At 51.9% G+C, this 26,866-nt stretch carries 24 protein-coding genes; 10 read left to right on the top strand and 14 right to left on the bottom strand.

The window, feature by feature from the left end:
* Positions 1–20 precede the first annotated feature (20 nt).
* On the bottom strand, positions 21–1,406 hold the full coding sequence (cysS, locus tag ESM_RS0120770; RefSeq protein WP_000912352.1) for a cysteine--tRNA ligase: 1,386 nt from the start codon (positions 1,404–1,406) through the stop codon (positions 21–23).
* Positions 1,407–1,579: 173 nt separating this feature from the next.
* On the opposite strand from cysS, the gene ppiB reads away from it, so the two are divergent.
* The 5 genes from ppiB (at position 1,580) to purK (ending at position 4,909) form a co-directional block, all read left to right on the top strand.
* Entirely contained in the window at positions 1,580–2,074 is a 495-nt protein-coding gene (ppiB, locus tag ESM_RS0120765) for a peptidylprolyl isomerase B (RefSeq protein WP_000256002.1), read from the top strand.
* A 2-nt stretch (positions 2,075–2,076) separates the two neighbouring features.
* Positions 2,077–2,799, top strand: a complete 723-nt coding sequence (gene lpxH, locus ESM_RS0120760) for a UDP-2,3-diacylglucosamine diphosphatase (protein ID WP_000212261.1) — start codon at positions 2,077–2,079, stop codon at positions 2,797–2,799.
* 111 nt (positions 2,800–2,910) lie between these two features.
* Positions 2,911–3,240, top strand: coding sequence for a hypothetical protein (locus ESM_RS0120755; protein WP_001250482.1), 330 nt, complete (start codon positions 2,911–2,913; stop codon positions 3,238–3,240).
* Positions 3,241–3,335: 95 nt separating this feature from the next.
* Positions 3,336–3,845 (top strand): 5-(carboxyamino)imidazole ribonucleotide mutase, encoded by a 510-nt coding sequence (gene purE, locus ESM_RS0120750; RefSeq protein WP_001295318.1) that lies wholly within the window; start codon positions 3,336–3,338, stop codon positions 3,843–3,845.
* Entirely contained in the window at positions 3,842–4,909 is a 1,068-nt protein-coding gene (gene purK / locus ESM_RS0120745; protein ID WP_000815515.1) for a 5-(carboxyamino)imidazole ribonucleotide synthase, read from the top strand. Before purE ends, purK begins: the two co-directional genes overlap by 4 nt.
* Before the next feature lie 413 nt (positions 4,910–5,322).
* On the opposite strand, the gene ESM_RS0120740 is transcribed toward purK, so the two are convergent.
* The 4 genes from ESM_RS0120740 to ESM_RS0120725 are packed head-to-tail and all read right to left on the bottom strand — an operon-like array spanning position 5,323 to position 9,981.
* Entirely contained in the window at positions 5,323–6,222 is a 900-nt protein-coding gene (locus ESM_RS0120740) for a carbamate kinase (RefSeq protein ID WP_000855393.1), read from the bottom strand.
* Positions 6,219–7,034, bottom strand: a complete 816-nt coding sequence (locus tag ESM_RS0120735; protein ID WP_001515929.1) for a DUF2877 domain-containing protein — start codon at positions 7,032–7,034, stop codon at positions 6,219–6,221. The genes ESM_RS0120740 and ESM_RS0120735 overlap by 4 nt, the downstream gene beginning before the upstream one ends.
* Positions 7,035–7,044: 10 nt before the next feature.
* Complete coding sequence (locus ESM_RS0120730; protein ID WP_000495419.1) at positions 7,045–8,304, bottom strand: DUF1116 domain-containing protein; 1,260 nt, start codon at positions 8,302–8,304, stop codon at positions 7,045–7,047.
* Positions 8,305–8,313: 9 nt separating this feature from the next.
* Positions 8,314–9,981 carry an acyl-CoA synthetase FdrA gene (locus ESM_RS0120725; RefSeq protein ID WP_000580898.1) on the bottom strand — a complete coding sequence of 556 codons (1,668 nt, stop codon included), beginning with the start codon at positions 9,979–9,981 and terminating at the stop codon, positions 8,314–8,316.
* 316 nt (positions 9,982–10,297) lie between these two features.
* Here ESM_RS0120725 and allD point away from each other — a divergent pair, with 316 nt between their 5' ends.
* Genes allD through allE form a run of 3 tightly spaced genes read left to right on the top strand, consistent with a single transcriptional unit; the run spans position 10,298 to position 13,400 of the window.
* Positions 10,298–11,347, top strand: a complete 1,050-nt coding sequence (gene allD / locus ESM_RS0120720; RefSeq protein ID WP_000703873.1) for an ureidoglycolate dehydrogenase — start codon at positions 10,298–10,300, stop codon at positions 11,345–11,347.
* Positions 11,348–11,368: 21 nt separating this feature from the next.
* Positions 11,369–12,604: an allantoate deiminase gene (gene allC / locus ESM_RS0120715; protein ID WP_010380095.1), complete on the top strand. Its 1,236-nt coding sequence runs from the start codon at positions 11,369–11,371 to the stop codon at positions 12,602–12,604.
* A 10-nt stretch (positions 12,605–12,614) separates the two neighbouring features.
* Entirely contained in the window at positions 12,615–13,400 is a 786-nt protein-coding gene (gene allE, locus ESM_RS0120710; protein WP_000540973.1) for a (S)-ureidoglycine aminohydrolase, read from the top strand.
* A gap of 221 nt (positions 13,401–13,621) precedes the next feature.
* Here allE and glxK read toward each other — a convergent pair whose 3' ends face one another.
* From glxK to allA, 9 genes are all read right to left on the bottom strand, one after another.
* Positions 13,622–14,767 carry a glycerate 3-kinase gene (gene glxK / locus ESM_RS0120700; protein ID WP_000706339.1) on the bottom strand — a complete coding sequence of 382 codons (1,146 nt, stop codon included), beginning with the start codon at positions 14,765–14,767 and terminating at the stop codon, positions 13,622–13,624.
* A gap of 21 nt (positions 14,768–14,788) precedes the next feature.
* Positions 14,789–16,090, bottom strand: a complete 1,302-nt coding sequence (locus ESM_RS0120695) for a uracil/xanthine transporter (protein ID WP_001515923.1) — start codon at positions 16,088–16,090, stop codon at positions 14,789–14,791.
* A gap of 54 nt (positions 16,091–16,144) precedes the next feature.
* Entirely contained in the window at positions 16,145–17,506 is a 1,362-nt protein-coding gene (allB, locus tag ESM_RS0120690) for an allantoinase AllB (RefSeq protein ID WP_000006909.1), read from the bottom strand.
* 60 nt (positions 17,507–17,566) lie between these two features.
* The gene (locus ESM_RS0120685; RefSeq protein WP_000401079.1) at positions 17,567–19,021 is read right to left on the bottom strand and encodes an allantoin transporter; all 1,455 of its coding nucleotides are present in this window, start codon (positions 19,019–19,021) and stop codon (positions 17,567–17,569) included.
* Between the two features lie 196 nt (positions 19,022–19,217).
* Positions 19,218–20,096, bottom strand: a complete 879-nt coding sequence (glxR, locus tag ESM_RS0120680; RefSeq protein WP_000765824.1) for a 2-hydroxy-3-oxopropionate reductase — start codon at positions 20,094–20,096, stop codon at positions 19,218–19,220.
* Between the two features lie 99 nt (positions 20,097–20,195).
* Entirely contained in the window at positions 20,196–20,972 is a 777-nt protein-coding gene (gene hyi, locus ESM_RS0120675) for a hydroxypyruvate isomerase (RefSeq protein ID WP_000943579.1), read from the bottom strand.
* Between the two features lie 12 nt (positions 20,973–20,984).
* Complete coding sequence (gene gcl / locus ESM_RS0120670; RefSeq protein ID WP_001515920.1) at positions 20,985–22,766, bottom strand: glyoxylate carboligase; 1,782 nt, start codon at positions 22,764–22,766, stop codon at positions 20,985–20,987.
* 89 nt (positions 22,767–22,855) lie between these two features.
* The gene (allR, locus tag ESM_RS0120665; RefSeq protein WP_000141275.1) at positions 22,856–23,671 is read right to left on the bottom strand and encodes an HTH-type transcriptional repressor AllR; all 816 of its coding nucleotides are present in this window, start codon (positions 23,669–23,671) and stop codon (positions 22,856–22,858) included.
* Between the two features lie 77 nt (positions 23,672–23,748).
* Positions 23,749–24,231 (bottom strand): ureidoglycolate lyase, encoded by a 483-nt coding sequence (gene allA, locus ESM_RS0120660; protein WP_000776381.1) that lies wholly within the window; start codon positions 24,229–24,231, stop codon positions 23,749–23,751.
* Between the two features lie 229 nt (positions 24,232–24,460).
* Between allA and allS the strand changes: the two genes are divergently transcribed.
* A complete protein-coding gene (allS, locus tag ESM_RS0120655) occupies positions 24,461–25,387 on the top strand; it encodes an HTH-type transcriptional activator AllS (RefSeq protein WP_000460115.1) in 927 nt (308 codons plus the stop codon).
* A gap of 68 nt (positions 25,388–25,455) precedes the next feature.
* Complete coding sequence (gene mnmH / locus ESM_RS0120650; RefSeq protein ID WP_001158163.1) at positions 25,456–26,550, top strand: tRNA 2-selenouridine(34) synthase MnmH; 1,095 nt, start codon at positions 25,456–25,458, stop codon at positions 26,548–26,550.
* Positions 26,551–26,866: the final 316 nt, after the last annotated feature.

Raw genomic sequence — 26,866 nt, 5'->3', positions numbered from 1 at the left:
AGAGGATAAGAGTGAGGGTGTTACTTACGACGCCAGGTGGTTCCTTGCGGACCATCTTCCAGCACGATCCCCATCTCGTTAAGACGGTCACGCGCCGCATCCGCTGCCGCCCAGTCTTTGGCTTTACGAGCATCCAGACGCTGTTGAATTAACGCTTCAATCTCAGCCACTTCGCTGTCGTCTGCCTGTGCGCCGCTTTGCAGGAACGCCTCCGGTTCTTGCTCCAGCAGACCCAGCACGGCAGAGAGTTTACGCAGGTGAGACGCCATTGCGTTCGCCGCTGCCATATCTTCTGCTTTCAGACGGTTCACTTCACGCGCCATATCAAACAACACGGAATAGGCTTCCGGCGTGTTGAAGTCGTCATTCATCGCCTCGATAAAGCGCGCTTCAAACGCTTCGCCACCCGCAGGAGCAACGGTTTTGTCTGTGCCACGCAGCGCAGTGTAGAGACGTTCCAGCGCCGCACGCGCCTGTTTCAGGTTCTCTTCACTGTAGTTCAACTGGCTGCGATAGTGACCCGACATCAGGAAGTAACGCACGGTTTCGGCGTCGTAGTATTTCAGCACATCGCGCACGGTGAAGAAGTTACCCAGCGATTTGGACATCTTCTCGCGGTCAACCATCACCATGCCGGAGTGCATCCAGTAGTTGACGTATTGACCATCGTGCGCACAGGTGGACTGGGCAATTTCGTTCTCGTGGTGCGGGAACATCAGGTCAGAACCGCCGCCGTGGATATCAAAGTGATTACCCAACTGTTTGCAGTTCATTGCCGAACATTCAATGTGCCAGCCAGGACGACCCGCGCCCCACGGAGAAGGCCAGCTCGGTTCGCCCTCTTTCGACATCTTCCACAGCACGAAGTCCATCGGGTTGCGTTTGTCATCGACCACGTCAACGCGCGCGCCTGCCTGCAACTGGTCGAGATCCTGACGCGAGAGCACGCCGTAAGTTGGATCGGTCGGTACGTCGAACATCACGTCGCCGTTGTCCGCCACATAGGCGTGACCTTTAGCAATCAGTTGTTCAGTGAGTTCAATAATTTCTGCGATATGGTGCGTTGCACGCGGCTCCATGTCCGGGCGCAGGATATTCAAAGCATCGAAATCTTTGTGCATTTCAGCGATCATGCGATCCACCAGTGCCACAAAGCTTTCGCCGTTTTCATTGGCGCGTTTGATGATTTTGTCGTCGATATCGGTAATGTTGCGCACATACTTCAGCTTATAACCGAGGAAACGCAGGTAACGCGCAACTACGTCAAAGGCGACAAAAGTACGCCCATGACCAATATGACAGAGATCGTAAACGGTGATTCCACACACGTACATGCCGACTTCCCCGGCGTGAATAGGCTTAAATTCCTCTTTTTGGCGTGTCAGAGTATTGAAGATTTTTAGCATCGAAGATTCCGTTTAGACATGTGTGGGTAATTGAGTTGCGTATAATACCCATATTTCCCGCGCGAATCAGCATACATTGCGAGATGATCCGATCGTGCGGTTATGCTATAACACCACCCTATATATGACCCGAACCGGGTTGAAGCACCAATCAAACGGAACAGGATGCAAAAATGGTTACTTTCCACACCAATCACGGCGATATTGTCATCAAAACTTTTGACGATAAAGCACCTGAAACAGTTAAAAACTTCCTGGACTACTGCCGCGAAGGTTTTTACAACAACACCATTTTCCACCGTGTTATCAACGGCTTTATGATTCAGGGCGGCGGTTTTGAACCGGGCATGAAACAAAAAGCCACCAAAGAGCCAATCAAAAACGAAGCCAACAACGGTCTGAAAAACACCCGTGGTACGCTGGCAATGGCTCGTACTCAGGCTCCGCACTCTGCAACTGCCCAGTTCTTCATCAACGTGGTTGATAACGACTTCCTGAACTTCTCCGGCGAGAGCCTGCAAGGTTGGGGTTACTGCGTATTTGCCGAAGTGGTTGAAGGCATGGACGTAGTCGACAAAATTAAAGGTGTCGCAACCGGTCGTAGCGGTATGCACCAGGACGTGCCAAAAGAAGACGTTATCATTGAAAGCGTGACCGTTAGCGAGTAATCGTGGCGACACTCTTTATTGCAGATCTTCATCTCTGCGTGGAAGAACCGGCGATCACCGCCGGTTTTCTGCGTTTTTTAGCGGGAGAAGCCCGCAAGGCCGACGCGCTGTATATTCTTGGCGATCTGTTTGAAGCATGGATTGGCGACGATGATCCCAGCCCGTTTCATCGCCAGATGGCGGCGGCGATCAAAGCGGTATCCGACTCCGGCGTTCCCTGTTATTTCATTCATGGCAACCGTGATTTTCTGCTCGGCAAACGCTTTGCCCGTGAAAGCGGTATGACGTTATTGCCAGAAGAAAAAGTGCTCGAACTTTATGGTCGTCGGGTGCTGATTATGCATGGCGACACGCTGTGCACCGATGACGTCGGTTATCAGGCTTTTCGCGCCAAAGTCCACAAGCCCTGGTTGCAAACGCTATTCCTCGCCCTGCCGCTATTTTTACGTAAACGTATTGCTGCGCGAATGCGCGCAAACAGTAAAGAAGCCAACAGCAGTAAATCGCTGGCGATCATGGACGTTAACCAAAACGCGGTGGTCAGTGCGATGGAAAAGCATCAGGTGCAATGGCTGATCCACGGGCATACGCATCGCCCGGCGGTGCATGAACTCATCGCCAATGCGCAACCTGCTTTCCGCGTCGTGCTGGGAGCCTGGCATACCGAAGGTTCGATGGTGAAAGTCACGGCAGATGACGTTGAGCTAATCCATTTTCCTTTCTGACCGCGAATGAACAGATTCTGAAAAAGCGCCAGACTACCGCAACCTGTATATCTTTTTCTGAGTCAGCAAGGTAATAAGTCCCTGAGTGAAATAACAACAGGGAATATTATTATGCGACGCTGCAACGGATTTTTGATTTCTGGCATCGCCCTTACGGCAGGAGCGCCTCTGTGTATTAGCTGGTTTGGCCTTGTCGGCTTCTATTTTGGCGTATTGTCACTGGTAGTTGCAGCGGTCATTTCGTGGATAGTCTATTTCTGGCTCATTTACTTAGTACTCACCCGCCCCCATAACCAACGTTTTGTCGAAAGATTTGTATTGATTGTCGGTATTTGCTTTTTTCCGTGGAGCATTGTGCTGATATGGGCATTCTTTGCCAGTTCATCCAGAGCGCATAATCAACACGCAGATCAGATTAAAAACTCAACAAATGACGGTTAATCCCGCCTACGCAACCGTTTTCCTTGCTCTCTTTCCGTGCTATTCTCTGTGCCCTCTAAAGCCGAGAGTTGTGCACCACAGGAGTTTTAAGACGCATGTCTTCCCGCAATAATCCGGCGCGTGTCGCCATCGTGATGGGGTCCAAAAGCGACTGGGCTACCATGCAGTTCGCCGCCGAAATCTTCGAAATCCTGAATGTCCCGCACCACGTAGAAGTGGTATCTGCTCACCGCACCCCTGATAAACTGTTCAGCTTCGCTGAAAGCGCCGAAGAGAACGGTTATCAGGTGATTATTGCGGGCGCTGGCGGCGCAGCGCACCTGCCAGGCATGATTGCCGCAAAAACGCTGGTGCCGGTGCTGGGCGTACCAGTACAGAGCGCCGCACTGAGCGGTGTCGATAGCCTCTACTCCATCGTGCAAATGCCGCGCGGCATTCCGGTGGGTACGCTGGCGATTGGTAAAGCGGGCGCGGCAAACGCGGCGTTACTGGCAGCACAAATTCTTGCTACTCATGATAAAGAACTGCACCAGCGTCTGAATGACTGGCGCAAAGCCCAGACCGACGAAGTACTGGAAAACCCGGACCCGCGAGGTGCGGCATGAAACAGGTTTGCGTCCTCGGTAACGGGCAGTTAGGCCGTATGTTGCGCCAGGCAGGCGAACCGTTAGGCATTGCTGTCTGGCCGGTCGGGCTGGACGCTGAACCGGCGGCGGTGCCTTTTCAACAAAGCGTGATTACCGCTGAGATCGAACGCTGGCCAGAAACCGCATTAACTCGCGAGCTGGCGCGCCATCCGGCCTTTGTGAACCGCGATGTATTCCCGATTATTGCCGATCGCCTGACTCAGAAGCAGCTTTTCGACAAACTTCACCTACCGACCGCGCCGTGGCAGTTACTTGCCGATCGCAGCGAGTGGCCTGCGGTGTTTGATCGTTTAGGTGAGCTGGCGATTGTTAAGCGTCGTATTGGTGGCTATGACGGTCGCGGTCAATGGCGTTTACGCGCCGATGAAACCGAACAGTTACCGGCTGAATGCTACGGCGAATGTATTGTCGAGCAGGGCATTAACTTCTCTGGCGAAGTGTCACTGGTTGGCGCGCGCGGCTTTGATGGCAGCACAGTGTTTTATCCGCTGACGCACAACCTGCATCAGGACGGTATTTTACGCACCAGCGTGGCTTTCCCGCAGGCCAATGCACCGCAGCAGGCGCAGGCCGAAGAAATGCTGTCAGCGATTATGCAGGAACTGGGTTATGTCGGTGTGATGGCGATGGAGTGTTTTGTCACCCCGCAAGGTCTGTTGATCAACGAACTGGCTCCGCGTGTGCATAACAGCGGTCACTGGACGCAAAACGGTGCCAGCATCAGCCAGTTTGAGCTGCACCTGCGGGCGATTACCGATCTGCCGTTACCGCAACCGGTGGTTAATAGCCCGTCGGTGATGATCAACCTGATTGGTAGCGATGTGAACTATGACTGGCTGAAACTGCCGCTGGTGCATCTGCACTGGTACGACAAAGAAGTACGCCCAGGTCGTAAAGTGGGGCATCTGAATTTGACCGACAGCGACACATCGCGTCTGACCGCGACGCTGGAAGCATTAATCCCACTGCTGCCGCCGGAGTATGCCAGCGGCGTGATTTGGGCGCAGAGTAAGTTCAGTTAACCTGGTGCTCATATTCTTGCCGGATGCGGCGGGAACGCCTTATCCGGCCTACCGATCCGGCACCAATTGTAGGCCTGATAAGATGCGCCGGCATCGCAGCAGGTATCGTGCGCCAATTGCCGGATGCTGCGGGAACGCCTTATCCGGCCTACCGATCCGGCACCAATTGTAGGCCTGATAAGATGCGCCGGCATCGCAGCAGGCATCGTGCGCCAATTGCCGGATGCGGCGGGAACGCCTTATCCGGCCTACCGATCCGGCACCAATTGTAGGCCTGATAAGATGCGCCAGCATCGCGTCAGGCATCGTGCGCCAATTGCCGGATGCGGCGGGAACGCCTTATCCGGCCTACCGATCCGGCACCAATTGTAGGCCTGATAAGATGCGTCAAGCATCGCATCAGGCACAAATGCCTACGACGACAACGAAATACAGGTTCCCGCCTCGCCCGCCAGCGTCTCTTCAATTCGCGATAACGCACCAATCCACGCGGGTTTACCACGGCTTCTGACATAACCACTCACCGCCGTCACCTTCGGCCCCATCGAACCATCGGCTTTGGCAAATGGCGCTAACTCATCCGGTGTGGCATGGCGAATGGCGCGTTGCTGTGGCGTTCCCCAGTTTTCATATACCGCATCAGCATCGGTGAGGATCACCAGCCCATCGGCATTAATCTGCCTGGCGAGCAACGCAGCGGCGAGATCTTTATCAATCACCGCTTCACTCCCAGCTCCGTCATCCGTCACCGGAACACCGCCGCCGCCACTACAAATCACCACATGCCCCTCTTTGAGCAACAACTCAATGGCTTCGCTGTCGAGAATTTTACGCGGTTGTGGAGATGCCACCACCCGGCGCAAGTATTTACCGTCGCGTTTCATCTGCCAGCCATATGCCGTTTCCAGCGACTCTTGCTCTTCCGGCTGATAAACCGGACCGATAAACTTCTCTGGCTGCGAAAATGCCGGATCATCAGGTGAAACTTCAATGCGCGTCAGCACCGTCGTCACCGGTGGCATCTGCGGCTGTGCGCTCAAACTCTGCGCCAGCATATAGCCAATCATCCCCTGGCTTTCCGCCACCAGCACATCCAGCGGATACGGTTCCACCTCTTTCCACGCCAGATTCTGTAACGCCAGTAGCCCCACCTGCGGCCCGTTGCCGTGAACAATCGCCAGCCGATAAGAACGCGCCAGACGTGCCAGCGCGGGTACAGCACTGGCAATATTGCGATATTGATTTTCTGCCGTCAGCGCCTCACCGCGCTGGAGTAAGGCGTTGCCCCCAAGAGCTACAACCAGTGTTTTCATGGTGTTCCTTGTAATAATTGTTGACCAAGCCAGAACCCCAGCAGCGTATCTGCCCCTGACGTATGCCCCAGCGCCAACAGCGAATCAATCGCTGCTTCGATACGTTTCGGGCAACTCAGAGCATGAACAAAGTGCAGGAGTGGCGAGGCGAAATAGCCTTGGGCGGCGTAACGCAAATAACTAACGCTCACCGCCGTGGTAACGCGTTGAAGATTGTCGGAACAGGCAAAAAACGGGCGACCGGAGCGCGCATCTAAAGCGCCATAATACCAGGCCGCCAGCAGCATTCCGCTCAGCGTGTCATCATGACTTGGCGTTAATCCCGGACCTTTGCCCAGCCAGTGCCGCCAGTCGGTCTTAACGCCATTGAGTGCGGTCTGAAAACAGTGACGAAACTGGCGCAATTCAGCAGGTAGCGGATCGCTTAGCGCCAACACCAGTGGCCCAAAAAGCCCGGTTTCCTCCGCGCGTTGCATCCATGCAGCGGCAAGCGGTTGAGGATGCGCAGGCGGCGTAATACGTAGCAAACAATAACGCTGTGGCTGTTTAACCGTAAAACGCCCGAGGCAAATCCCTTGAGCCACAACTTGCGGTCGTTCATTGCCACGTAATCCACCGCATAACGCATCGAATTGCGCGCGGCGAAGCACCCATCCTCCGGGGCCGAAACCACTTCCCTGACGATGCAGCGTTAACAGTTCGCCGCTTTCCGTCAGCAGATTAATCGCCCGCCGCCAGACGCCCGCTAACCGCCAGGACTGGCGATAGTCTGGTGCGCTACGACTGGCAAGCAGAGGATGGATGATCGTCATCGCGCGTTCCTCAACCAATACCCATACTTTCAGCCAGGGCTTCCAGCGCCTGTTCAAAGCAGGCCAGCGGTGCCCGTACAGTGCCTGCCCCAATCTGCCCGATCCCCGCTTCTTTATGGGCGATACCAGTATTGATGAGCGGCGTAATGCCGGTTTCCACAACGCGACGAATATCCAGCCCCAGACATGCGCCCTGGAAATCCCAGCCGGGGATCGGCAACTGCATATTGCGTTCAAGGAAGATTTCCGCCATCTCTTCAGATACCGTTCTTGCAGCCTCCACGCCACCCGCACCGACAAAGCGCGTTACGCCTGGGGCGGCGATCATTGCCGCTCCACCGATACCAAAGGTTTCGGTAATCGCGCTATCGCCCATATCCGGATTCGCCTGCTCCTGCGAGAAGCCGGAGAAAAACAGACCTTGTGGAGTGTTAACTGGCGCAGTAAACCAGCGATCGCCCAGACCGCTTACCCGAATCCCAAACATATTGCCGTTGCGGGTCATTGCCGTAACGATGCTGCCCGCGCGGATCATCGCGCCTGCATCCATCGCCGCCTTGCAATAGGCCATCGCGAGATTGAGGAAGAACTGATCGGTCACGCTAAGGAAGTCCATCACCTCCGCGATTTGCTGTTTATCGTGATCGAGACGGGCGATTTGCGGTGCCAGCGCACGCATCAACAGTGCTGAGGAAGCAATGTTGCGTTGATGGAACTCATCGCCCATCGTAATGCCCTGCGCCATCATCGCGGTGAGATCGATACCATGCTCCATGCGCCCCAGCGCGGCGCTTAATACTGGCATCAACACATCGCGCATCCAGCGATGGCGAGTCAGAACATCTTCGCCATAGGCACCGAAACGCATCACTTTGCCGATACCTTCGTTGAGGTTGCAATACGCCCGGTTACCGTCGGTCACATTCTCAACCACCAGCATCGGCATACTGGCAGAGGTAATACCGCCCATTGGCCCGACAGCATTCACATGGTGGCAAGGAATGAAGTTCACTTCCCCCTGCTCCAGCATCGCCAAAGCCTGCGCTTCATCTTTTGCCCAGCCTTCAAACAGACATGCGCCCACGCACGCTCCTTTCATTGGCCCGGTCATCTCCTGCCAGCGCATCGGTGGCCCGGCGTGAAGCAGTGTTTTACCCTGATTTAACGCGCTAATGAGTGAAGAAGCCGGTTGCACATCCAGCCAGTGTGGACGAGCGCGACGAATTTGTTCGATAACCGCAGTATTGGCTTGCGCCACTGATGTAAACATGGGAACCCCTTATTGCAAACGTTCTAATAAACGAGCCAGTTTTTTATTGCCGCCAGCGACTGGCACCCATTGGTAATGCACTACCGGTTTGCTGGCACTTTGAAGATCCAGCGCAAAACTGCGTAACCCGGCGTTAATCACAGCGACGTTTTTCAGTAATGATGGAGTGTATTTATGCGTGGCTGGCGAAAGCGGATGAATCAGCGCCGCCGCCAGCAACGTGGCTTCTGGCAGTGAACTGACCACCGCGATCCCCGCATCTTCCAGTGTGGCAATTTGTTGCGAACGGCATTGCGGGTCACGTTCAGTACCCGTCACCGTGGCAATGGCATACAGAGGTTGACTATCTGGACGGGCGTCACAGGCTTGTTGCCATGCGCTTACCAGCGATGCGGCAGGATCGGCAGTCGCACCAAAACCAATCACCACATCGAGTAGCAATACACGCACTTGTGGTTTAGCACCGAGATCGGCAATCAACAGATTACGTAACGTCGGGTCGATCATCGGATGGGGACGCCCGACGGTGTAGAAATCATCGCCCAGATCGAGGATCTGGTGACCATCAGCGTCCAGCATCATGCCGTGATGATGGGCATCGTCGGCTGGCACGCCCAGATGTCCGGCGAGTAATCCCGCCGCTTCGGCTGCCAGCGTACCGCCGGTATACAAGCCGCAAATAAATCCACTGCTGGCCGGAGCTATCGCGTTACGTCGCGCTGTAACGCGTGAAAGCAGGCAAGCCAGACGCGCGGCATCATCCAGCGAGGAGGCAAACCACACATTCTCGTCACGAGTCGCCGTCGGGGTATAACCTAAAAACAGCGCCACCGTCGGTTTGCCGGTTACTTTCATGGCATTAACAATTTTCAGGCGCACGGCTTCGGCTGGCGGTTTTGAGACAAACGCCAGCACTTCGCTTTTCTCGTCTGCACTGAGCATTTCCAGCGCCGTCAGCGCACTGATGCCGCCCACTTCACGGCTGAGATCGCGCCCGCCCAGACCAATTGCGTGGGAGATCCCCTCCCCTGCCAGCGCAATCTGCGAGCACAATTCCTGGATCCCTGTACCAGAAGCGCCAATGACACCAATATTGCCTTCCGGCATCACATTAGCGAAAGCCAGCGGCGTAGAGGCAATCATCGACGTACCGCAATCCGGCCCCATCACCAGCAAGCCTTTTTCCCGCGCATGAGTTTTGAGTTGGATTTCGTCTTCCAGCGTGACGTTATCGGAGAACATCATCACGTTGAGGTTGCGATCCAGCGCCTGATTAGCCAGTTCCGCCGCGTACTCACCCGCCACTGAAATCAGCGCCAGATTAGCGTCGGGTAATTTCTGACAGGCGCTATCCCAGCGGCGCACCTGCGTTAACGCCTCGCTGCTGACCGTCCCCTGCGCCAGTTGCTTTAACGCCTCTTCAAGCTGCTGCATAATCGCCTGCGCGATCCCCGCATCCGCCGCTTCGCTACGAATTGCCACGCAAATATCGTTCGGCGTAGCGTTATTAAAATCGTCATGCCAGAAACCTGTAGTCTCTAATAACGCTTTATTAGCGGGCGTACCCATCATTACGGAAACATCATCAACATTTTCTGATTCGCTGAGTTTTCGTGAAATAATCATTAAACTGACCGAATCCTGAAAACACCCTTTTTTAATAAAGGCGTGGATCATAACAACTCCTTAAAAATTGCACCCATGGCAATTGCACGAGCAGTATTAATGTGTCAACTACGGTATCGTCGGCCGATGGTAAATAAGGTGATAAACATCACACAGAGATTATTAGTAAAATAAATCAAATAACCGCCAGAGCATTACGTGTTATTTTTTAACAAGCGACGTAATTTTAAAAATCAGATTAAAAACAGGCGGATTATCAAATAAATTCTAACTATATTTTTTTGCCTGTCTGGATCACATAATCCAGATATTTTCCCTGTATGTTAATTGCAGTCATGCTTCACACCGTCGTTAAAAAGGAAGACAGATGAAAATCAGTCGGGAAACACTCCACCAGCTAATTGAGAATAAACTCTGCCTGGCTGGGTTAAAACGTGAGCACGCTGCAACCGTTGCTGAAGTATTGGTTTACGCCGATGCCAGAGGGATCCACTCTCATGGCGCGGTACGCGTGGAATACTACGCAGAACGCATTTCAAAAGGCGGCACTAACCGCGAACCGGCATTCCGTCTTGAGGAGACAGGGCCGTGCTCGGCAATTTTACATGCCGACAACGCCGCCGGGCAGGTTGCCGCAAAAATGGCTATGGAACATGCCATCAAAACCGCCCAACAAAATGGCGTTGCCGTGGTCGGCATTAGCCGGATGGGGCACAGCGGTGCAATCTCTTATTTTGTGCAGCAGGCAGCTCACGCCGGATTAATTGGCATTTCGATGTGTCAGTCCGATCCCATGGTGGTGCCATTTGGCGGGGCGGAAATTTACTACGGTACTAACCCGCTGGCCTTTGCCGCGCCGGGAGAAAGTGACGAGATCCTTACCTTTGATATGGCGACTACCGTACAGGCATGGGGGAAAGTACTCGACGCGCGCTCGCGCAATATGTCTATTCCGGATACCTGGGCGGTCGATAAAAACGGAGCACCAACAGCCGATCCATTCTCGGTTAACGCCCTGCTGCCCGCTGCCGGACCGAAAGGTTATGGCCTGATGATGATGATTGATCTGCTTTCAGGCGTGTTACTCGGTTTACCGTTCGGGCGTCAGGTCAGTTCAATGTATGACGATTTACACGCCGGACGTAATTTGGGGCAATTACATCTGGTAATTAATCCTGACTTTTTCTCCTCCAGCGAATTATTCCGACAACATCTTAGCCAGACCATGTGCGAATTAAATGCCATTACCCCCGCGCCCGGTTTTAGCCAGGTTTATTATCCCGGACAGGATCAAGATATTAAACAACGCAAAGCCGCCGTCGAAGGTATCGAGATTGTTGATGATATTTACCAGTATTTAATTTCCGACGCGCTTTATAACACGTCATATGAAACGAAAAATCCCTTTGCACAATAATAATTGAGACAGGACTTTCCTATGATCACACATTTTCGCCAGGCCATAGAAGAAACGCTGCCCTGGCTTTCCTCTTTTGGCGCAGACCCAACGGGTGGAATGACCCGTTTACTTTATTCGCCGGAATGGCTGGAAACCCAGCAACAATTCAAAAAAAGAATGGCCGTCAGCGGGCTGGAAACACATTTCGACAAAGTGGGGAATTTATACGGCCGCCTGAGCGGCACCGAATACCCACAGGAAGTGGTTCTGAGCGGTTCGCATATCGATACCGTTGTTAACGGCGGTAACCTTGACGGGCAATTCGGCGCACTGGCGGCGTGGCTGGCAATTGACTGGCTGAAAACGCAATACGGCGCGCCGCTGCGTACAGTCGAAGTGGTGGCGATGGCAGAAGAAGAAGGCAGCCGCTTCCCATATGTCTTCTGGGGCAGTAAAAACATTTTCGGTCTGGCGAATCCTGACGATGTGCGGAATATCTGTGATGCCAAAGGCAACAGCTTCCTTGATGCGATGCTCGCCTGCGGATTTGCCCTGCCGAACGCGCCGCTACCACCACGCGAGGACATCAAAGCCTTTGTCGAACTGCATATTGAACAAGGTTGTGTGCTGGAAAGTAATGGTCAATCAATTGGCATCGTGAATGCAATTGTCGGGCAACGTCGCTACACGGTGACGCTGAACGGCGAATCAAACCATGCAGGCACCACGCCGATGGGCTATCGTCGTGATACGGTCTACGCGTTCAGTCGCATTTGCAATCAAGCGGTTGAAAAAGCGAAAAAGATGGGCGATCCGCTGGTGCTCACCTTTGGCAAGGTGGAGCCGCGCCCGAATACGGTGAATGTGGTGCCGGGGAAAACCACTTTCACTATTGATTGTCGCCATACTGACGCCGCCGTGTTGCGTGATTTCACCCAACGGTTAGAAAACGACATGCGGGCGATTTGCGATGAAATGGATATCGGTATTGATATCGATTTATGGATGGATGAAGAACCCGTGCCAATGAACAAAGAACTGGTCGCCACCCTGACGGAGCTGTGCAAGAAGGAAGCCCTGAACTATCGGGTAATGCACAGCGGTGCCGGACACGACGCGCAAATTTTCGCGCCTCGCGTGCCGACCTGCATGATTTTCATTCCCAGCATTAACGGGATCAGCCATAACCCGGCGGAACGCACCAATATTAACGACCTTGCCGAAGGGGTCAAAACGTTGGCACTCATGCTTTATCAACTTGCCTGGCAGAAATAAGGAGTCATAAATGGGATATTTAAATAACGTCACGGGTTACCGCGATGATTTACTGGCTAACCGCGCGATTGTGAAACACGGTAATTTCGCACTGTTAACCCCAGACGGCCTGGTGAAAAATATTATTCCGGGCTTTGAAAATTGTGACTCGACGATCCTGTCTACACCAAAGCTGGGCGCTACGTTTGTCGATTATCTGGTCACGCTGCATCAAAACGGCGGTAATCAGCAGGGTTTCGGCGGCGATGGGATAGAAACTTTCCTGTATGTGATTTCTGGAAATATCACTGCCGAAGCTGAAGGGAAAAAATTTGACTTAAGCGAAGGTGGGTATCTGTATTGCCCGCCAGGTTCCTTAATGACGTTTGTTAATTCCCAGACCGAAGACAGCCAAATCTTCTTATATAAGCGCCGTTATATTCCGGTAGAAGGCCATGCGCCGTGGCTGGTTTCTGGCAATGCAAATGAACTGGAACGTATTCACTATGAAGGTATGGACGATGTGATCCTGCTGGACTTCCTGCCAAAAGAGTTAGGCTTTGATATGAACATGCATATCCTCTCTTTTGCGCCAGGTGCCAGCCACGGTTATATCGAAACCCACGTTCAGGAACACGGTGCCTATATTCTTTCCGGTCAGGGGGTTTATAACCTCGACAATAACTGGATCCCAGTGAAAAAAGGCGATTACATCTTTATGGGCGCATATTCCTTGCAAGCCGGTTATGGCGTAGGGCGCGGTGAAGCGTTTAGTTATATTTATTCGAAAGATTGCAACCGCGACGTTGAGATTTAATTAATACCACTCTCGCTGAGATTTTTATTTTAGCTATGTTGGATTTCGCCACGGTTTATACCGTGGCTTTTTTTTCGCAACATTACCTGATGCGCTTCACTTATCAGGCCTACATGATAATTTTCGCGATTTCCAGGACGGAACCGGCATACACAACACGCACGTTGTCAGTAATCTGAACGGATGCGATATGAACCGCATCCACTTTATTAAGGTAAGAATCAGAGTTTAATTCCCTGACCTATTTTAATGGCACAGGCAATATTCCGCGCGCTGTTAAAGAGATTGGTTTCACCACTGGCGAGCACTTCGGCTAAAGGTGCCAGCCGCGGCAGTATACTGAAAACAGCGTCGATACCATATTGATGCACCACTTCCACGCCATCACCCAATACGCCAGCAATCCCAATCACCGGGACATTTAATTTCTTCGCCACTGACGCCACACCCAGCGGCGCTTTACCGCCTGCCGTTTGTGAGTCAATGCGCCCCTCACCGGTGATCACCAGCGCCGCACCTTGCACCGCCTGCGCAAGATTGACCGCATTTAACACAATATCAATACCCGGTTTGATATCCGCATTGAGAAACACTGCCGCCGCAATGCCCATTCCGCCCGCTGCGCCGCCACCTGCCATCTGGCAGACGTTAATTTCAGTTTGCTGTTGTAAAACACGGGCGTAATTTTGCAGCCCCTGTTCCAGCTCTTCGACCATTTCCGGCGTTGCCCCCTTTTGTGGGCCAAACACCGTAGCCGCACCGCGTGCCCCTACCAGCGGGTTATCGACATCGCACGCGACTTCGATATGGCAGCTCACCAGACGCGGATCGCGCTCCTCTATCTCAATGCTTGCCACACGGGCTAAATTACCGCCATTTGCCGCCAGCACCAGACCATCAGCATCGAGAAAACGCACACCGAGTGCCTGCGCCATGCCCATGCCGCCGTCTACCGTCGCGCTGCCGCCAATGCCGAGAATAATATGACTAATGCTGTTATCAAGCGCATGGCGAATTAACTCACCGGTGCCATAACTTGACGCCAGTAGCGGATTACGCTTTTCAGGTGCGACCAGCATCAGGCCACTTGCCGCCGCCATCTCGATCACCGCCGTTTTCCCATCCCCAGTAATGCCATAAAAAGCATTCACTTTTTCGCCCATCGGTCCACAGACTTCATGCGTCACGATTTTGCCGCCCGTCGCAGCAACCATCGCATCAACCGTCCCCTCTCCACCATCCGCTATCGGCAAACAGATATAGTGCGCATCGGGAAAGAGGGTCGAAAATCCAGCTTTAATTGCCTGACAACATTTTTCTGCACTTAAGCTCTCTTTAAAAGAGTCTGGCGCAATGACAATTTTCATTATTAATCCTTTTTCAACAAATTATTCGATGCGTTCCCACGGAATTAGATTATCCATAAGAACAGCCAGTAAAATTCCGACCAGTAGGCCGTTACTGAGTAGAGGACGAAGCGTTAATGGAAGATCTTGCAGATACACAGGCGGTAATGCCATTAAAAATATGCCGACAAATAACGGCAATGCGAGGCGATAAATATTGCGAGCGGTAAAAGTTATTTGCTGGCTAAATACCAGAGCAGAAAAGAGCAGCGGTAGATAAGAAACCAGCATAACCGCGCTACTCACCGGTAATGGAATACTACAGAACAGTCGTGTAAGTGCAGGAATCAGCGCCACCAGCAGACAAATAACGCTGCCATAAATAAACGAGCGTCGCGAGTAATCGCCGGTCTGGGTTAATAAACCAATTGATGAAACAAACGGCGAGAATGGAATTACCGACAACGGTACGGTTATCAGGGTCATAAATCCGGTCACCACAAAGCTGCGACGATAACGCGCATTCCCCGCGCCCTGTTGCGGATAAAAAACATCTGTACCGCGAATCGCACCGTAGGTATTACTGATATTAACCAGACCGGTAATCACCGCCGTCAGAATAATTCCCGGTGACAACGTGCCACCACTGCCGAGCGGGAACCACTGCCAGTGCAACTCACCGGAAAGCGAATGCGAGGACGAAAAGCAAAAATGCCATAACAACCACCCGGTTATCGTGCCGACCAGCAAGCCGTAACGGGCAAAACGTTGCGGCAGAAAGATAATCATCGCCAGCACCAGACACATTACCGCCACCGAGAGCGCGAACGGCGGTAACTGAATTTTAAAATCAGGATCGGCTATGCCAAACGGCAGCCCGAGCATACCTTTAAAAAAGATGCTGGTCAGTTGTGCGCCAAGCATCAGCATAAACAGCACCATCACCGTCGGGGTAAATAACCGCGCCAGGCGATGACCTAAGCCACTAACACCAATCATTATTGTCAGTACGCCGGAGAGCGCAATTCCCACCGCCAGACTGGTGGCGATATCGTTGATCGGTGTACCGCGCGACGCTTCTCCGAGGGTGATGGTGAGGATGGTTCCCCACCACAGGCCCCCCGGCCCTTCCATAATTGCGCGACGATGACCGCAGAATGCCTGAGCAAAGCAGGCCAGCGCGGTAGAGAGAAAAGCATATTGGGTGAGCGTAAGCAGGCTACTTTGCGGCAACTGAAAAGCCGAAAGCAACGTAGGAGGAACCACAACGGTGTTGCAAAAAATAAAGAAAAACCACTGAAACCCTGATAACAGGCTTTCGCGGCTGACTACAAAATTGAACATAAACACACCTTAACCGGAGAATGCCCGCACGCGGCGGGCATTGCAGGGGCCAGATTACTGCTGATGTTTAAGGATAAATTGACCTTTAGGCGCAACAGGGAAGCCCTGTTCGATGTCGTAAATCACATCACCACGTAAGATGGTTTTCGTGATACGCGCGCCAATGGTACGGCCAACATACGGGCTGACTTTGTGGCGATATTCCAAATCGTCATTGGTAAGAACATAGCTGCTATTCGGCTGAATGAAGACGAAGTCGGCATCTTTTCCTGGGGCGATACGACCTTTTTGCTGCAAACCGAAAATATCCGCCGCATTGGTGGCCATTAATTTGCCGAACATGGCCAGAGACATACCACGTTTCTGTACCGCTTCATCGAACATCACGTCCATGCAGCTTTGCAGACCAGCGATACCGCCCCATGCTTTCATGATGTTACCGGCTTTCATTTCAGGAGGGCATGGAGAGTGGTCAGAAACCAGGCAGTCGATTTCACCGTTGAACAGTTTTTCCCACATGCCGTTCTGGTTTTCCAAATCGCGGATCGGCGGTGAACACTTCGCCAGAGTGCCTATTTCTTCAAACTGATCGGTATCCAGCACAAAGTAATGCGGGCAGGATTCACAGGTAACGTCCTGACCTTCCTGACGCGCACGAGTCACTTCTTCAACACCTTCCGGGCTGCTGATGTGGCAAACGTGCAGACGGCAACCGGCAACTTTTGCCAGATACAGTACGCGGCGAATCGCTTCCACTTCCGTAAATACCGGGCGCGAAGCGACATAGTCATGCGCGGTTACGCGGCCTTCACGCTTCGCTTCTTCGCCCAGTTCGTCACAGATCAGCGCGTTTTCGCAGTGCACCAGCACCGGCTGACCCAGTTCGCCCAGCTTCTGCGCGCCTTTGAAGAACTGCCAGTCATTGACGTCACGGAAGTCATTGTCGATACCGCGATCGCCACAGGTTGCGACGAAGCATTTGAAGCCGACAACGCCCACTTCATCCAGCTCATGCAGACGGTCGATGTTGTAAGACACCAGGCCACCGAGTTGTGCCGCATCGATAGTCAGCTTGCCTTTAGCGGCATCAAACTTCAGTTCAATAGAAGCGCGGTCAACGGTAGCTGGCAACTGGTTGAGCGGCATTTCGATCATGGTGGTAATACCGCCTTTTGCCGCTGCGCGAGTGCCGGTTTCATAACCTTCCCAGTGGCTGCGACCTGGCTCAGAAATATGGGTGTGCGCATCAACCATGCCCGGAGAGACCACCAGACCAGACGCATCCATAATTTCTTTTGCATCGCCCAGCTCCTGACCGATAGCGGCAATTTTTCCGCCTTTAACGGCGATATCTACAACGCGAGCTTCATTTTCTAAAATGACAGTGCCGTTTTTAATAATTAAATCAAAAGACATAACAAACTCCTTGTAAAATACAGATTGGTTTTTTAACTCAATGTTCAATATCGGGATTAATTAACCTGTGACTTTTTGTTCTCCTGTTTTTTCTATTGCTGTGCGTTTTTTTAATAAAGCGTAAGCCGCAAAGGCGACGATAACGCCGACAAACCATGAAATTCGAGATAATGGTTCCATGAGCGGAATAAATTTACCGCCGAGAGATAAAATAACCGCCACCAGAGTTACTGAGAACGCGGTAAGGTTAAAGCCGTTATCGTAGTATTTAAAATCACCGGATGCGGTATACAATTCATCAAGATTAATTTGCCCACGCATGACCACGAAATAGTGAGCCATCATCACACCAATTACCGGCCCCAGCATTCCGCCGATAATATCGAGGAACAGATAAATACTGTCCTGATTTTCCATTAATTTCCACGGGCAGATCAGCAGGCTGATAATACTGGCAATCAGTACGCCGTTTTTATAGGTCAGTTTCGTCGGTGCAATAGCAGCAATCTGATAACCGGCCGGAATAATATTACCGGTGGCGTTAGTCGAAATGGTCGTCATCAGAATAACCAGTACCGCAAAGAATGAGGCGAACAGGCTGTCCCAACGTTGAACAATATCCAGCACGTTCCAGGTATCAGCGCCGTAATGAATACTGGCTCCGGCAATAATACTTACCCCAGCAACCGCAAACAGAATATAGGCCACGACCAGACCCAGCGTTTGCCCCAGCGCCTGCTCACGAAACGAGTGGGCGTTTTGCGTAAAGTCGGATGCGCTTACCGCCGGTGCTGCCCAGACCGCAACCACCGCGTTTATCACCACCAGGAACAGGAAACCACTGTTTTCTGCTTTCTGTACACCACTGGGGATGTAGTCGAGGATTGGACCGATCCCAACCAACGAAATCGCCCAAATCGCCATGCCACCGAAAACGATATAGATGCACGGGTTAAGAATGGCGGTGAATTTATTTAAAACTTTGCCGCCACCGAAGCCAATTCCAACGTTAACCAGCCAAAAAAACAAGAAGGTAATCAGGCCGGGTAGAGAAAGTCCTAACAGAGTGAAATCACCACCGAGAGTTAAAAACCCCGGCCAGATTTTGCCAATCAGGATCAAGCAGGCCAGTGACCCCGCGTAGCATTGCAGGCCAAACCACATGATAGCGGCAATACCACCTCTTAATAATCCGGGAAACAGTGCGCCACGTACACCGTAAGAAGCACGCAGGATCATGGCAAATGGTACGCCGTATTTACTGCCCGCCGCACCGTTTAATACCATTACCGCTGCAATAAAAAAGGCACTAAGGATAATTGCCAGCATAATACTAAAGGTAGACAAGCCGAGAATAAAAAAGCCACCTACCATTACGTAGTTGGGAACGTTATGTACCGACCCCATCCATAAGGTAAAATAGTTAAATGTTTTCCAGGTCCGCTGGTTTTGCGTTTTCGGTAATAGATCTTCGCTATAGCCACGTTGCTGGAATAGTTTTCTCTGATGTTCCATAAATCCCTCTTAATTTCACGTATTGAATAACGCTGTTTTAATCTAGCTATGAGGAACTAATAAAATAAAAAATAGATTTAATACTGAAGCAACATCGTTGGCTGCTTTCTTTTTTACTGCAGGCCGAATCAATTATTTGATATCGGCCATTATTTATTGCGGGCATCGTAGCTTCATCAGCCATGATGCTCATTTATCAGGCCAGTTTATGATTCGCCATTAATTCCAGCGCCTGCACTAACGCAGAGTGATCCAACTGGCTGCCGCCGTTTGCTGCACAGGTATTAAATAATTCCTGGCAGGTCGCGGTGTTTGGCAGATTCAGCGCCAGCGCTTTCGCACTTTGTAGCGCCAGGTTGAGATCTTTCTGGTGCAGAGCGATTTTGAAGCCCGGATTAAAGGTGCGTTTAATCATACGCTCTCCGTGAACTTCCAGAATGCGCGAGGAGGCAAAGCCACCCATCAACGCCTGACGCACACGCACAGGATCAGCACCGGCTTTCGAAGCAAACAACAGGGCTTCAGAAACCGCTTCAATATTGAGCGCCACGATAATCTGGTTCGCCACTTTGCAGGTTTGACCGTCGCCGTTACCGCCCACGAGGGTGATATTTTTACCGAGCAGTTCAAACAGCGGTTTCACGCGTTCAAATACCGCTTCGTCACCGCCAACCATAATCGACAACGTCCCTTCACGCGCGCCAATTTCACCGCCGGAAACGGGCGCATCGAGATAATCACCACCCAGTTCATTTACCTGACGAGCAAAACGTTTAGTTTCAATCGGTGAAATAGAACTCATATCAACAATGGTTTTGCCCTTCAGCGCAGCTTTAGTACAGCCATTGTCACCAAACAGAACCTCTTCAACGTGCGGCGTATCCGGCACCATAATAAAAATGATGTCGACAGCGTCCGTTACCTGGCGCGCGGTTTCGACATTAACGGCACCGAGTGACAGTAATTCATCAGCAACCGGTCCAATGGTTGTGACATGTAATTGATGACCGGCACGCGCCAGATTAATGGCCATCGGGGTGCCCATAATGCCTAAGCCAATAAATCCCAGTTTCATAATTAACCTCTTTTAAATGTCGCCATTCCTGAATTCAGACAACACGATCCCCTGCCGATGTTGCGGCCTAAAAAAGCATTGTCTGAACAGCGTTACGTTTTAACGGTACGGTTCCATCCAGCGTAAACCGGCTTCCGTAGTGGTTTGGGGTTTATATTCACACCCAACCCAACCGTTGTAGTCAGAATTTTCAATTACCGTAAAGAGATAATCGTAATTAATTTCTCCGGTTCCTGGTTCGCCGCGATGTGGATTATCAGCGATTTGCAGATGACCAATTTTATCGGCCCATTGGGTTATGGTATTGGTTAATTCACCTTCCATCCGTTGCATATGATAAATGTCATACTGGATTTTTACATTGCAGCAGCCAACATCTTCAATCAGTTTCAGTGCCTGCTGAGTTCCGGTGAGATGAAAACCAGGAATATCGAAATGGTTGATTGGCTCAATCAATAATAAAATATCTTCTTTCATCAGCATATTCGCGGCATAACGCAGATTTTCCACAAGCGTTGCGTGAATCTGTTCACTGCTGAAGCCTGCTGGTGTTTTCCCGACCAGACAGTTAACTTTTTTATTACCCAGCGCACGGGCATAACGAATCGCTGCTGCTACGCCATCACGAAACTCTTCTTCACGCCCTGGAATACAGGCAATACCCCGCTCGCCTGCCGCCCAGTCACCCGCCGGTAAATTATGCAGCGTATGTTCAAGTTTATTACTCGCCAGTACCTGTTTTAATTCTTCAATGTCGTAGTCATAAGGAAACATAAATTCAACACCGCGAAAACCACACTGAGCGGCTTTCTCAAAACGGCTGAGAAAATCATATTCGCCAAATAACATCGATAAATTAGCAGAGAAACGTAACATTATTTATCTCCCTTATTCATAGTGCATGAAACAGGTTTCCGTCGGTGCGTCCACTGCGTTATCCGCAATATCTTCAAATTCCATGACGTTATCCAGTTCACTGCCCATCGAAATATTAGTCACACGCTCCAGCATAATTTCCACTACCACCGGAACACGGTACTGATTCATTAAGGCTTTCGCCTGTTCAAAGGCCGGAGCAATATCTTCCGGTTTGAAGACGCGAATGGCTTTACAACCTAAACCTTCCGCTACTTTCACGTGGTCAACGCCATAACCGTTCACATCACTGGAGTTAATATTTTCGAACGCGAGCTGTACGCAGTAATCCATATCAAATGCACGCTGCGACTGGCGAATCAGACCGAGATAGGCGTTATTGACCAGCACATGGATGTACGGAATGTTGAACTGTGCGCCAACGGCTAACTCTTCAATCAGGAACTGGAAGTCGAAGTCACCGGAAATCGCCACCACATTACGCTCTGGATCAGCCGCACACACGCCCAGCGCCGCCGGAATGGTCCAGCCCAGCGGGCCTGCCTGACCACAGTTGATCCAGTGACGGTCTTTAAAGACATGCAGCATTTGTGCAGCGGCAATTTGCGACAGACCAATAGTGGTGACATAGCAAACATCGCGTCCAAAGGCTTTGTTCATCTCTTCATACACGCGCTGCGGTTTCACCGGCACGTTGTCGAAGTGGGTTTTGCGCAGCAGAGTGCGTTTGCGCTGCTGGCACTCTGCAACCCACTCTTTACGACAAGGCAGACGCCCGGCTTTTTGCATCTCCTGCGCCACTTCAACCAGCAGCATCAGCGCCGCTTTAGCGTCAGAGACAATACCCAGATCCGGACACAGCACGCGGCCAATTTGTGTCGGCTCAATATCGATGTGGACGATTTTGCGCCCTTCGGTGTATTTCTCTACCGAACCGGTATGACGGTTGGCAAAACGGTTACCAATACCAAACACCATGTCGGACGCCAGCAACGTTGCGTTACCGTAGCGATGCGCGGTTTGCAGCCCCACCATCCCGGCCATCAGTTCGTGATCGTCCGGAATACAGCCCCAGCCCATCAGCGTTGGGATCACCGGAACACTGGTCAGTTCAGCAAACTGTTGTAACAGCGCCGCGGCATCGGCGTTGATTACCCCGCCCCCGGCAACAATCACCGGACGTTCGGCCTGAATTAACATTTCTACCGCTTTTTCGATCTGCATACGGCTGGCAGCAGGTTTGTAGGCCGGCAGAGGTTCGTACATGTCAGGATCAAACTCGATTTCCGCAACCTGAACGTCGAACGGTAAATCCACCAGTACCGGCCCCGGACGACCAGAACGCATCAGGTGAAATGCCTGTTGCAGCACACGAGGCACCAGCGCCGCTTCACGTACAGTAACCGCCATTTTACTGACCGGTTTGGCGATAGCTTCGATATCCACCGCCTGGAAATCTTCTTTATGCAGACGAGCGCGCGGAGCCTGACCGGTAATGCACAAAATAGGAATGGAATCAGCAGAAGCAGAATAGAGCGCGGTGATCATGTCCGTGCCCGCAGGCCCGGAAGTCCCCAAACAAACGCCGATATTCCCTGCCGTTGCGCGGGTATAGCCTTCCGCCATGTGCGACGCACCTTCTACGTGACGCGCCAGGATGTGACGAATACCGCCGTGCTTACGCATCGCTGAATAGAAAGGGTTGATTGCTGCTCCCGGAACGCCGAAGGCGGTGGTGATACCTTCTTTCTCCAGCACATACATTGCCGCGTCAACGGCTCTCATTTTTGCCATTTTATTCCTACTTCTATTAATTGGAAAAATTTTCCAACTTTCATTTTTTGTCAAAAAAACCCGCTCCGCAGAGCGGGATGCGACAGACACTATGGATGTGCTTTCAGTCCCAACGCCGTACTAATATCGCGGGCGGTGTCTCTGACCAGCTCACCCTGGCTGACAAAACGATCTTCTGTCAGTCGTGATGAAGGCCCGGAGATAGAGATAGCGGCAACAACACTACCTACATCGTCGTAAATTGCTGAAGCTATGCAATTCAGGCCTACAACATGCTCTTCTTTATCTACGGTATAGCCCAGTTCACGCGCTTGTTCCAGGTCCTTCAGCAAGGTGGGCATATCCACAAGCGTCGTTGGCGTAAACTGCTGCAAACCGGTTTGCAGGATGATGCTCATCAGCTCCTCTTCCGCCAGCGGATAAAGCAGCGCCTTGCCTGCGCCGGAAGCATGTAACGGCAGACGACTGCCCAGCGGCGCGCACATCCTGACCATCGATTTACACTCTAACTGACCAATTAAAACCGCTTCATTGCCGTTACGAATTGCGACATTGACCGTCTCGCCGGAAAGCAACATCAGGCGGCGCATAAACGGCCCGGCAACGGAGAGGACATCGCGGTTATGGATATACGCCGCGCCGACGTTAAAGACACCTAATCCTATATGCCACCAGCCTAACTGACTGTCCTGATAGACAAAATCCGCTGCCTGTAAAACCTTCAGCAAGCGAAAGGTCGTTGAGAGCGGCAAATCCAGATTGAGAGAAATATCGCTAACCGATGAACTTCCCCCACTTTTTTCCAGATATTGCAGGATCGCAATTCCCCGTTCTAACGCCTGTGCGCCCTTCTGTGCCACAGGCTCTGCCTGTCCTGGCCTGCCGCGCCGTCTAACTTCCGTCATACCTACGTTAACTCCGACCTACAAGTGAGCATAAACAATGAACAATTAGTTTATCTTATGCAAGTCGGTTCCAGGCGTCACGCAAAACAGAGTTCCTGTTCAGGAATACTTTCGACATCACAGTTGTCACTGCCGCCGCGATCGATGGTCAGAAAATCGGTAACCTGCTGCCAGGCGAAAAGCGGATGGTGCCAGACATTACGATGGTAATTCACCCCCTGCTCACCGTTGGTGATAAACGCCCGCAGCGTTGACAGATCTGGGGTTTCATCACCTGACGCCACGACCACCACAAACGCTTCCCCTTTCAACGGAATAAATGCCTGGGTGCCCAACGGATGGCGTTCGAGTTCGTGGATGGTCAGCGGCAGATTCGCCGGTTGCGCGCGGTTAATGCTGATAAGCGTCCGGTCTTGCTCAAGAATCTCAACGAGCGCCAAATCGTGATAACGCTCCACCAGTCCATTGTTTATATGGAAAAAATCCCGTTGCTGCGTTTCGATAACGTCGCCATAAGCACTGAAGGCTTCCTGACTTAACGGTAATACCTGAAGTTTCATCTTTTTGTCCTTGTAACATAATTCCGTTCAACCACCGCCGACCGGTCAGCCAGGTTTCAATAACAGGCAATCTAAAACCTTAAGAGAACAACATCAATACAAAAGTTGGAATATTTTTCCAAAACCAGATTTAGTCCACAAATCATGCAGGGTTATCATGTGAAAATACAGGTAAATCAAAGGACAAGAAAATCATGCAACTTGCTGATTTAAAATGGGATACCTGAAGATGTTTGATCCAGAAACCTTGCGAACTTTTATTGCTGTTGCTGAAACAGGAAGTTTTTCAAAAGCGGCTGAACGATTATGTAAAACCACGGCGACTATCAGTTATCGCATTAAACTTCTGGAAGAGAATACCGGGGTGGCGTTGTTTTTCCGCACGACTCGCAGCGTGACGTTGACAGCGGCAGGCGAGCATCTGCTTTGTCAGGCCAGAGACTGGCTGAGCTGGCTGGAAAGTATGCCCAGCGAGCTGCAACAGGTGAATGATGGCGTGGAACGCCAGGTGAATATCGTCATCAACAACCTGCTCTACAACCCCCAGGCCGTCGCCCAACTGCTGGCGTGGCTGAATGAACGTTATCCCTTTACCCAGTTTCACATCTCCCGACAAATCTATATGGGTGTCTGGGATTCGCTATTGTACGAAGGCTTTTCCCTGGCTATCGGCGTCACGGGGACCGAAGCACTGGCAAATACTTTTAGCCTTGATCCTTTAGGTTCGGTGCAATGGCGCTTTGTTATCGCGGCGGATCATCCGCTGGCGAACGTTGAAGAGCCGCTAACAGAAGCGCAGTTACGGCGCTTTCCGGCGGTCAATATTGAAGACAGCGCCCGAACCTTAACCAAACGCGTCGCCTGGCGTTTGCCGGGACAAAAGGAAATTATTGTTCCTGATATGGAAACGAAAATCGCCGCCCATCTGGCGGGCGTTGGCATTGGTTTTTTGCCAAAATCACTTTGCCAGTCGATGATTGATAATCAACAACTGGTCAGCCGGGTCATCCCGACGATGCGCCCTCCTTCGCCATTAAGTCTGGCATGGCGCAAGTTTGGCAGCGGCAAAGCGGTGGAAGATATTGTGACCTTGTTTACCCAGCGCAGGCCGGAAATCAGCGGTTTTTTAGAAATTTTCGGCAACCCACGTAGTTAAAAATCAAGTTTCCTTGCGCGTTGGCGCGTAAAATAGCGCGCAAGCTGATTTGAGGTTCACTTTTTACTATGCAAGAGAGATACACGGAACAGGACTATCGTGCCCTGCTGATTGCTGATACGCCCATTATTGATGTTCGTGCCCCCATCGAGTTTGAGCAAGGCGCAATGCCCGCCGCTATCAACCTGCCGTTAATGAATAACGATGAACGCGCCGCCGTTGGCACCTGCTATAAACAGCAAGGATCAGAGGCGGCGCTGGCGTTGGGGCATAAACTGGTGGCGGGTGAAATTCGTCAGCATCGCATGGACGCCTGGCGGGCAGCGTGCCTGCAAAATCCACAAGGTATTCTCTGCTGTGCCCGCGGCGGTCAACGTTCACATATTGTGCAACGCTGGCTGCATGACGCAGGGATTGATTATCCGCTGGTGGAAGGCGGTTATAAGGCACTGCGCCAGACCGCGATTCAGGCGACCATTGAACTGTCAAAAAAACCGATAGTGCTGATTGGCGGTTGTACCGGCAGCGGCAAAACGCTGTTAGTGCAACAGCAACCGAACGGTGTTGATCTGGAAGGGCTGGCGCGCCATCGTGGTTCTGCTTTTGGTCGCACGTTACAACCACAACTTAGCCAGGCGAGTTTTGAAAACCTGCTGGCCGCCGAAATGCTAAAAACCGACGCCCGTCAGGATCTGCACCTGTGGGTGCTGGAAGATGAAAGCCGGATGATTGGTTCAAATCACCTTCCGGAATGTCTGCGCGAGCGAATGACCCAGGCGGCGATTGCGGTGGTGGAAGACCCGTTTGAGATCCGTCTTGAACGCCTGAACGAAGAGTATTTCCTGCGTATGCATCATGATTTTACCCATGCATATGGTGAAGAACAGGGCTGGCAAGAGTATTGCGAGTACCTGCATCATGGGCTTTCAGCAATTAAGCGTCGGCTGGGATTACAGCGCTATAACGAACTGGCGGCACGGCTGGATGCGGCGCTGACAACGCAACTCGCAACCGGCAGCACCGACGGTCATATGGCCTGGCTGGTGCCGCTGCTTGAAGAGTATTACGACCCGATGTATCGCTATCAGCTTGAGAAAAAAGCGGAAAAAGTTGTCTTTCGCGGTGAGTGGGCGGAAGTGATGGAGTGGGTGAAGGCGCAGTGATGGGCGGCATTCTGTGCGCGTTGTTCATGCCGGATGCGGCGTAAACGCCTTATCCGGCCTACATTTCGCCCGTAGACCGTAGGCCTGATAAGACGCGCAAAGCGTCGCATCGAGCATCAGCGCACAGCTACCGGATGCGCCACAAGTGCCTCACCCGGCCTACATTTCGCCCGTAGACCGTAGGCCTGATAAGACGCGCAAAGCGTCGCATCAGGCATCAGTGCACGGCTACCGGATGCAGCACAAGCGCCTTATCCGGCCTACATTTTGCCCGTAGACCGTAGGCCTGATAAGACGCGCAAAGCGTCGCATCGAG

It is taken from the genome of Escherichia sp. TW09308 (assembly GCF_000208565.1).
In the GTDB taxonomy this organism is placed as follows: Bacteria; Pseudomonadota; Gammaproteobacteria; order Enterobacterales; family Enterobacteriaceae; genus Escherichia; species Escherichia marmotae.
The sequence above is the reverse complement of the archived record's forward strand: the minus strand, read 5'-3'. Positions and strand labels throughout refer to the sequence as shown.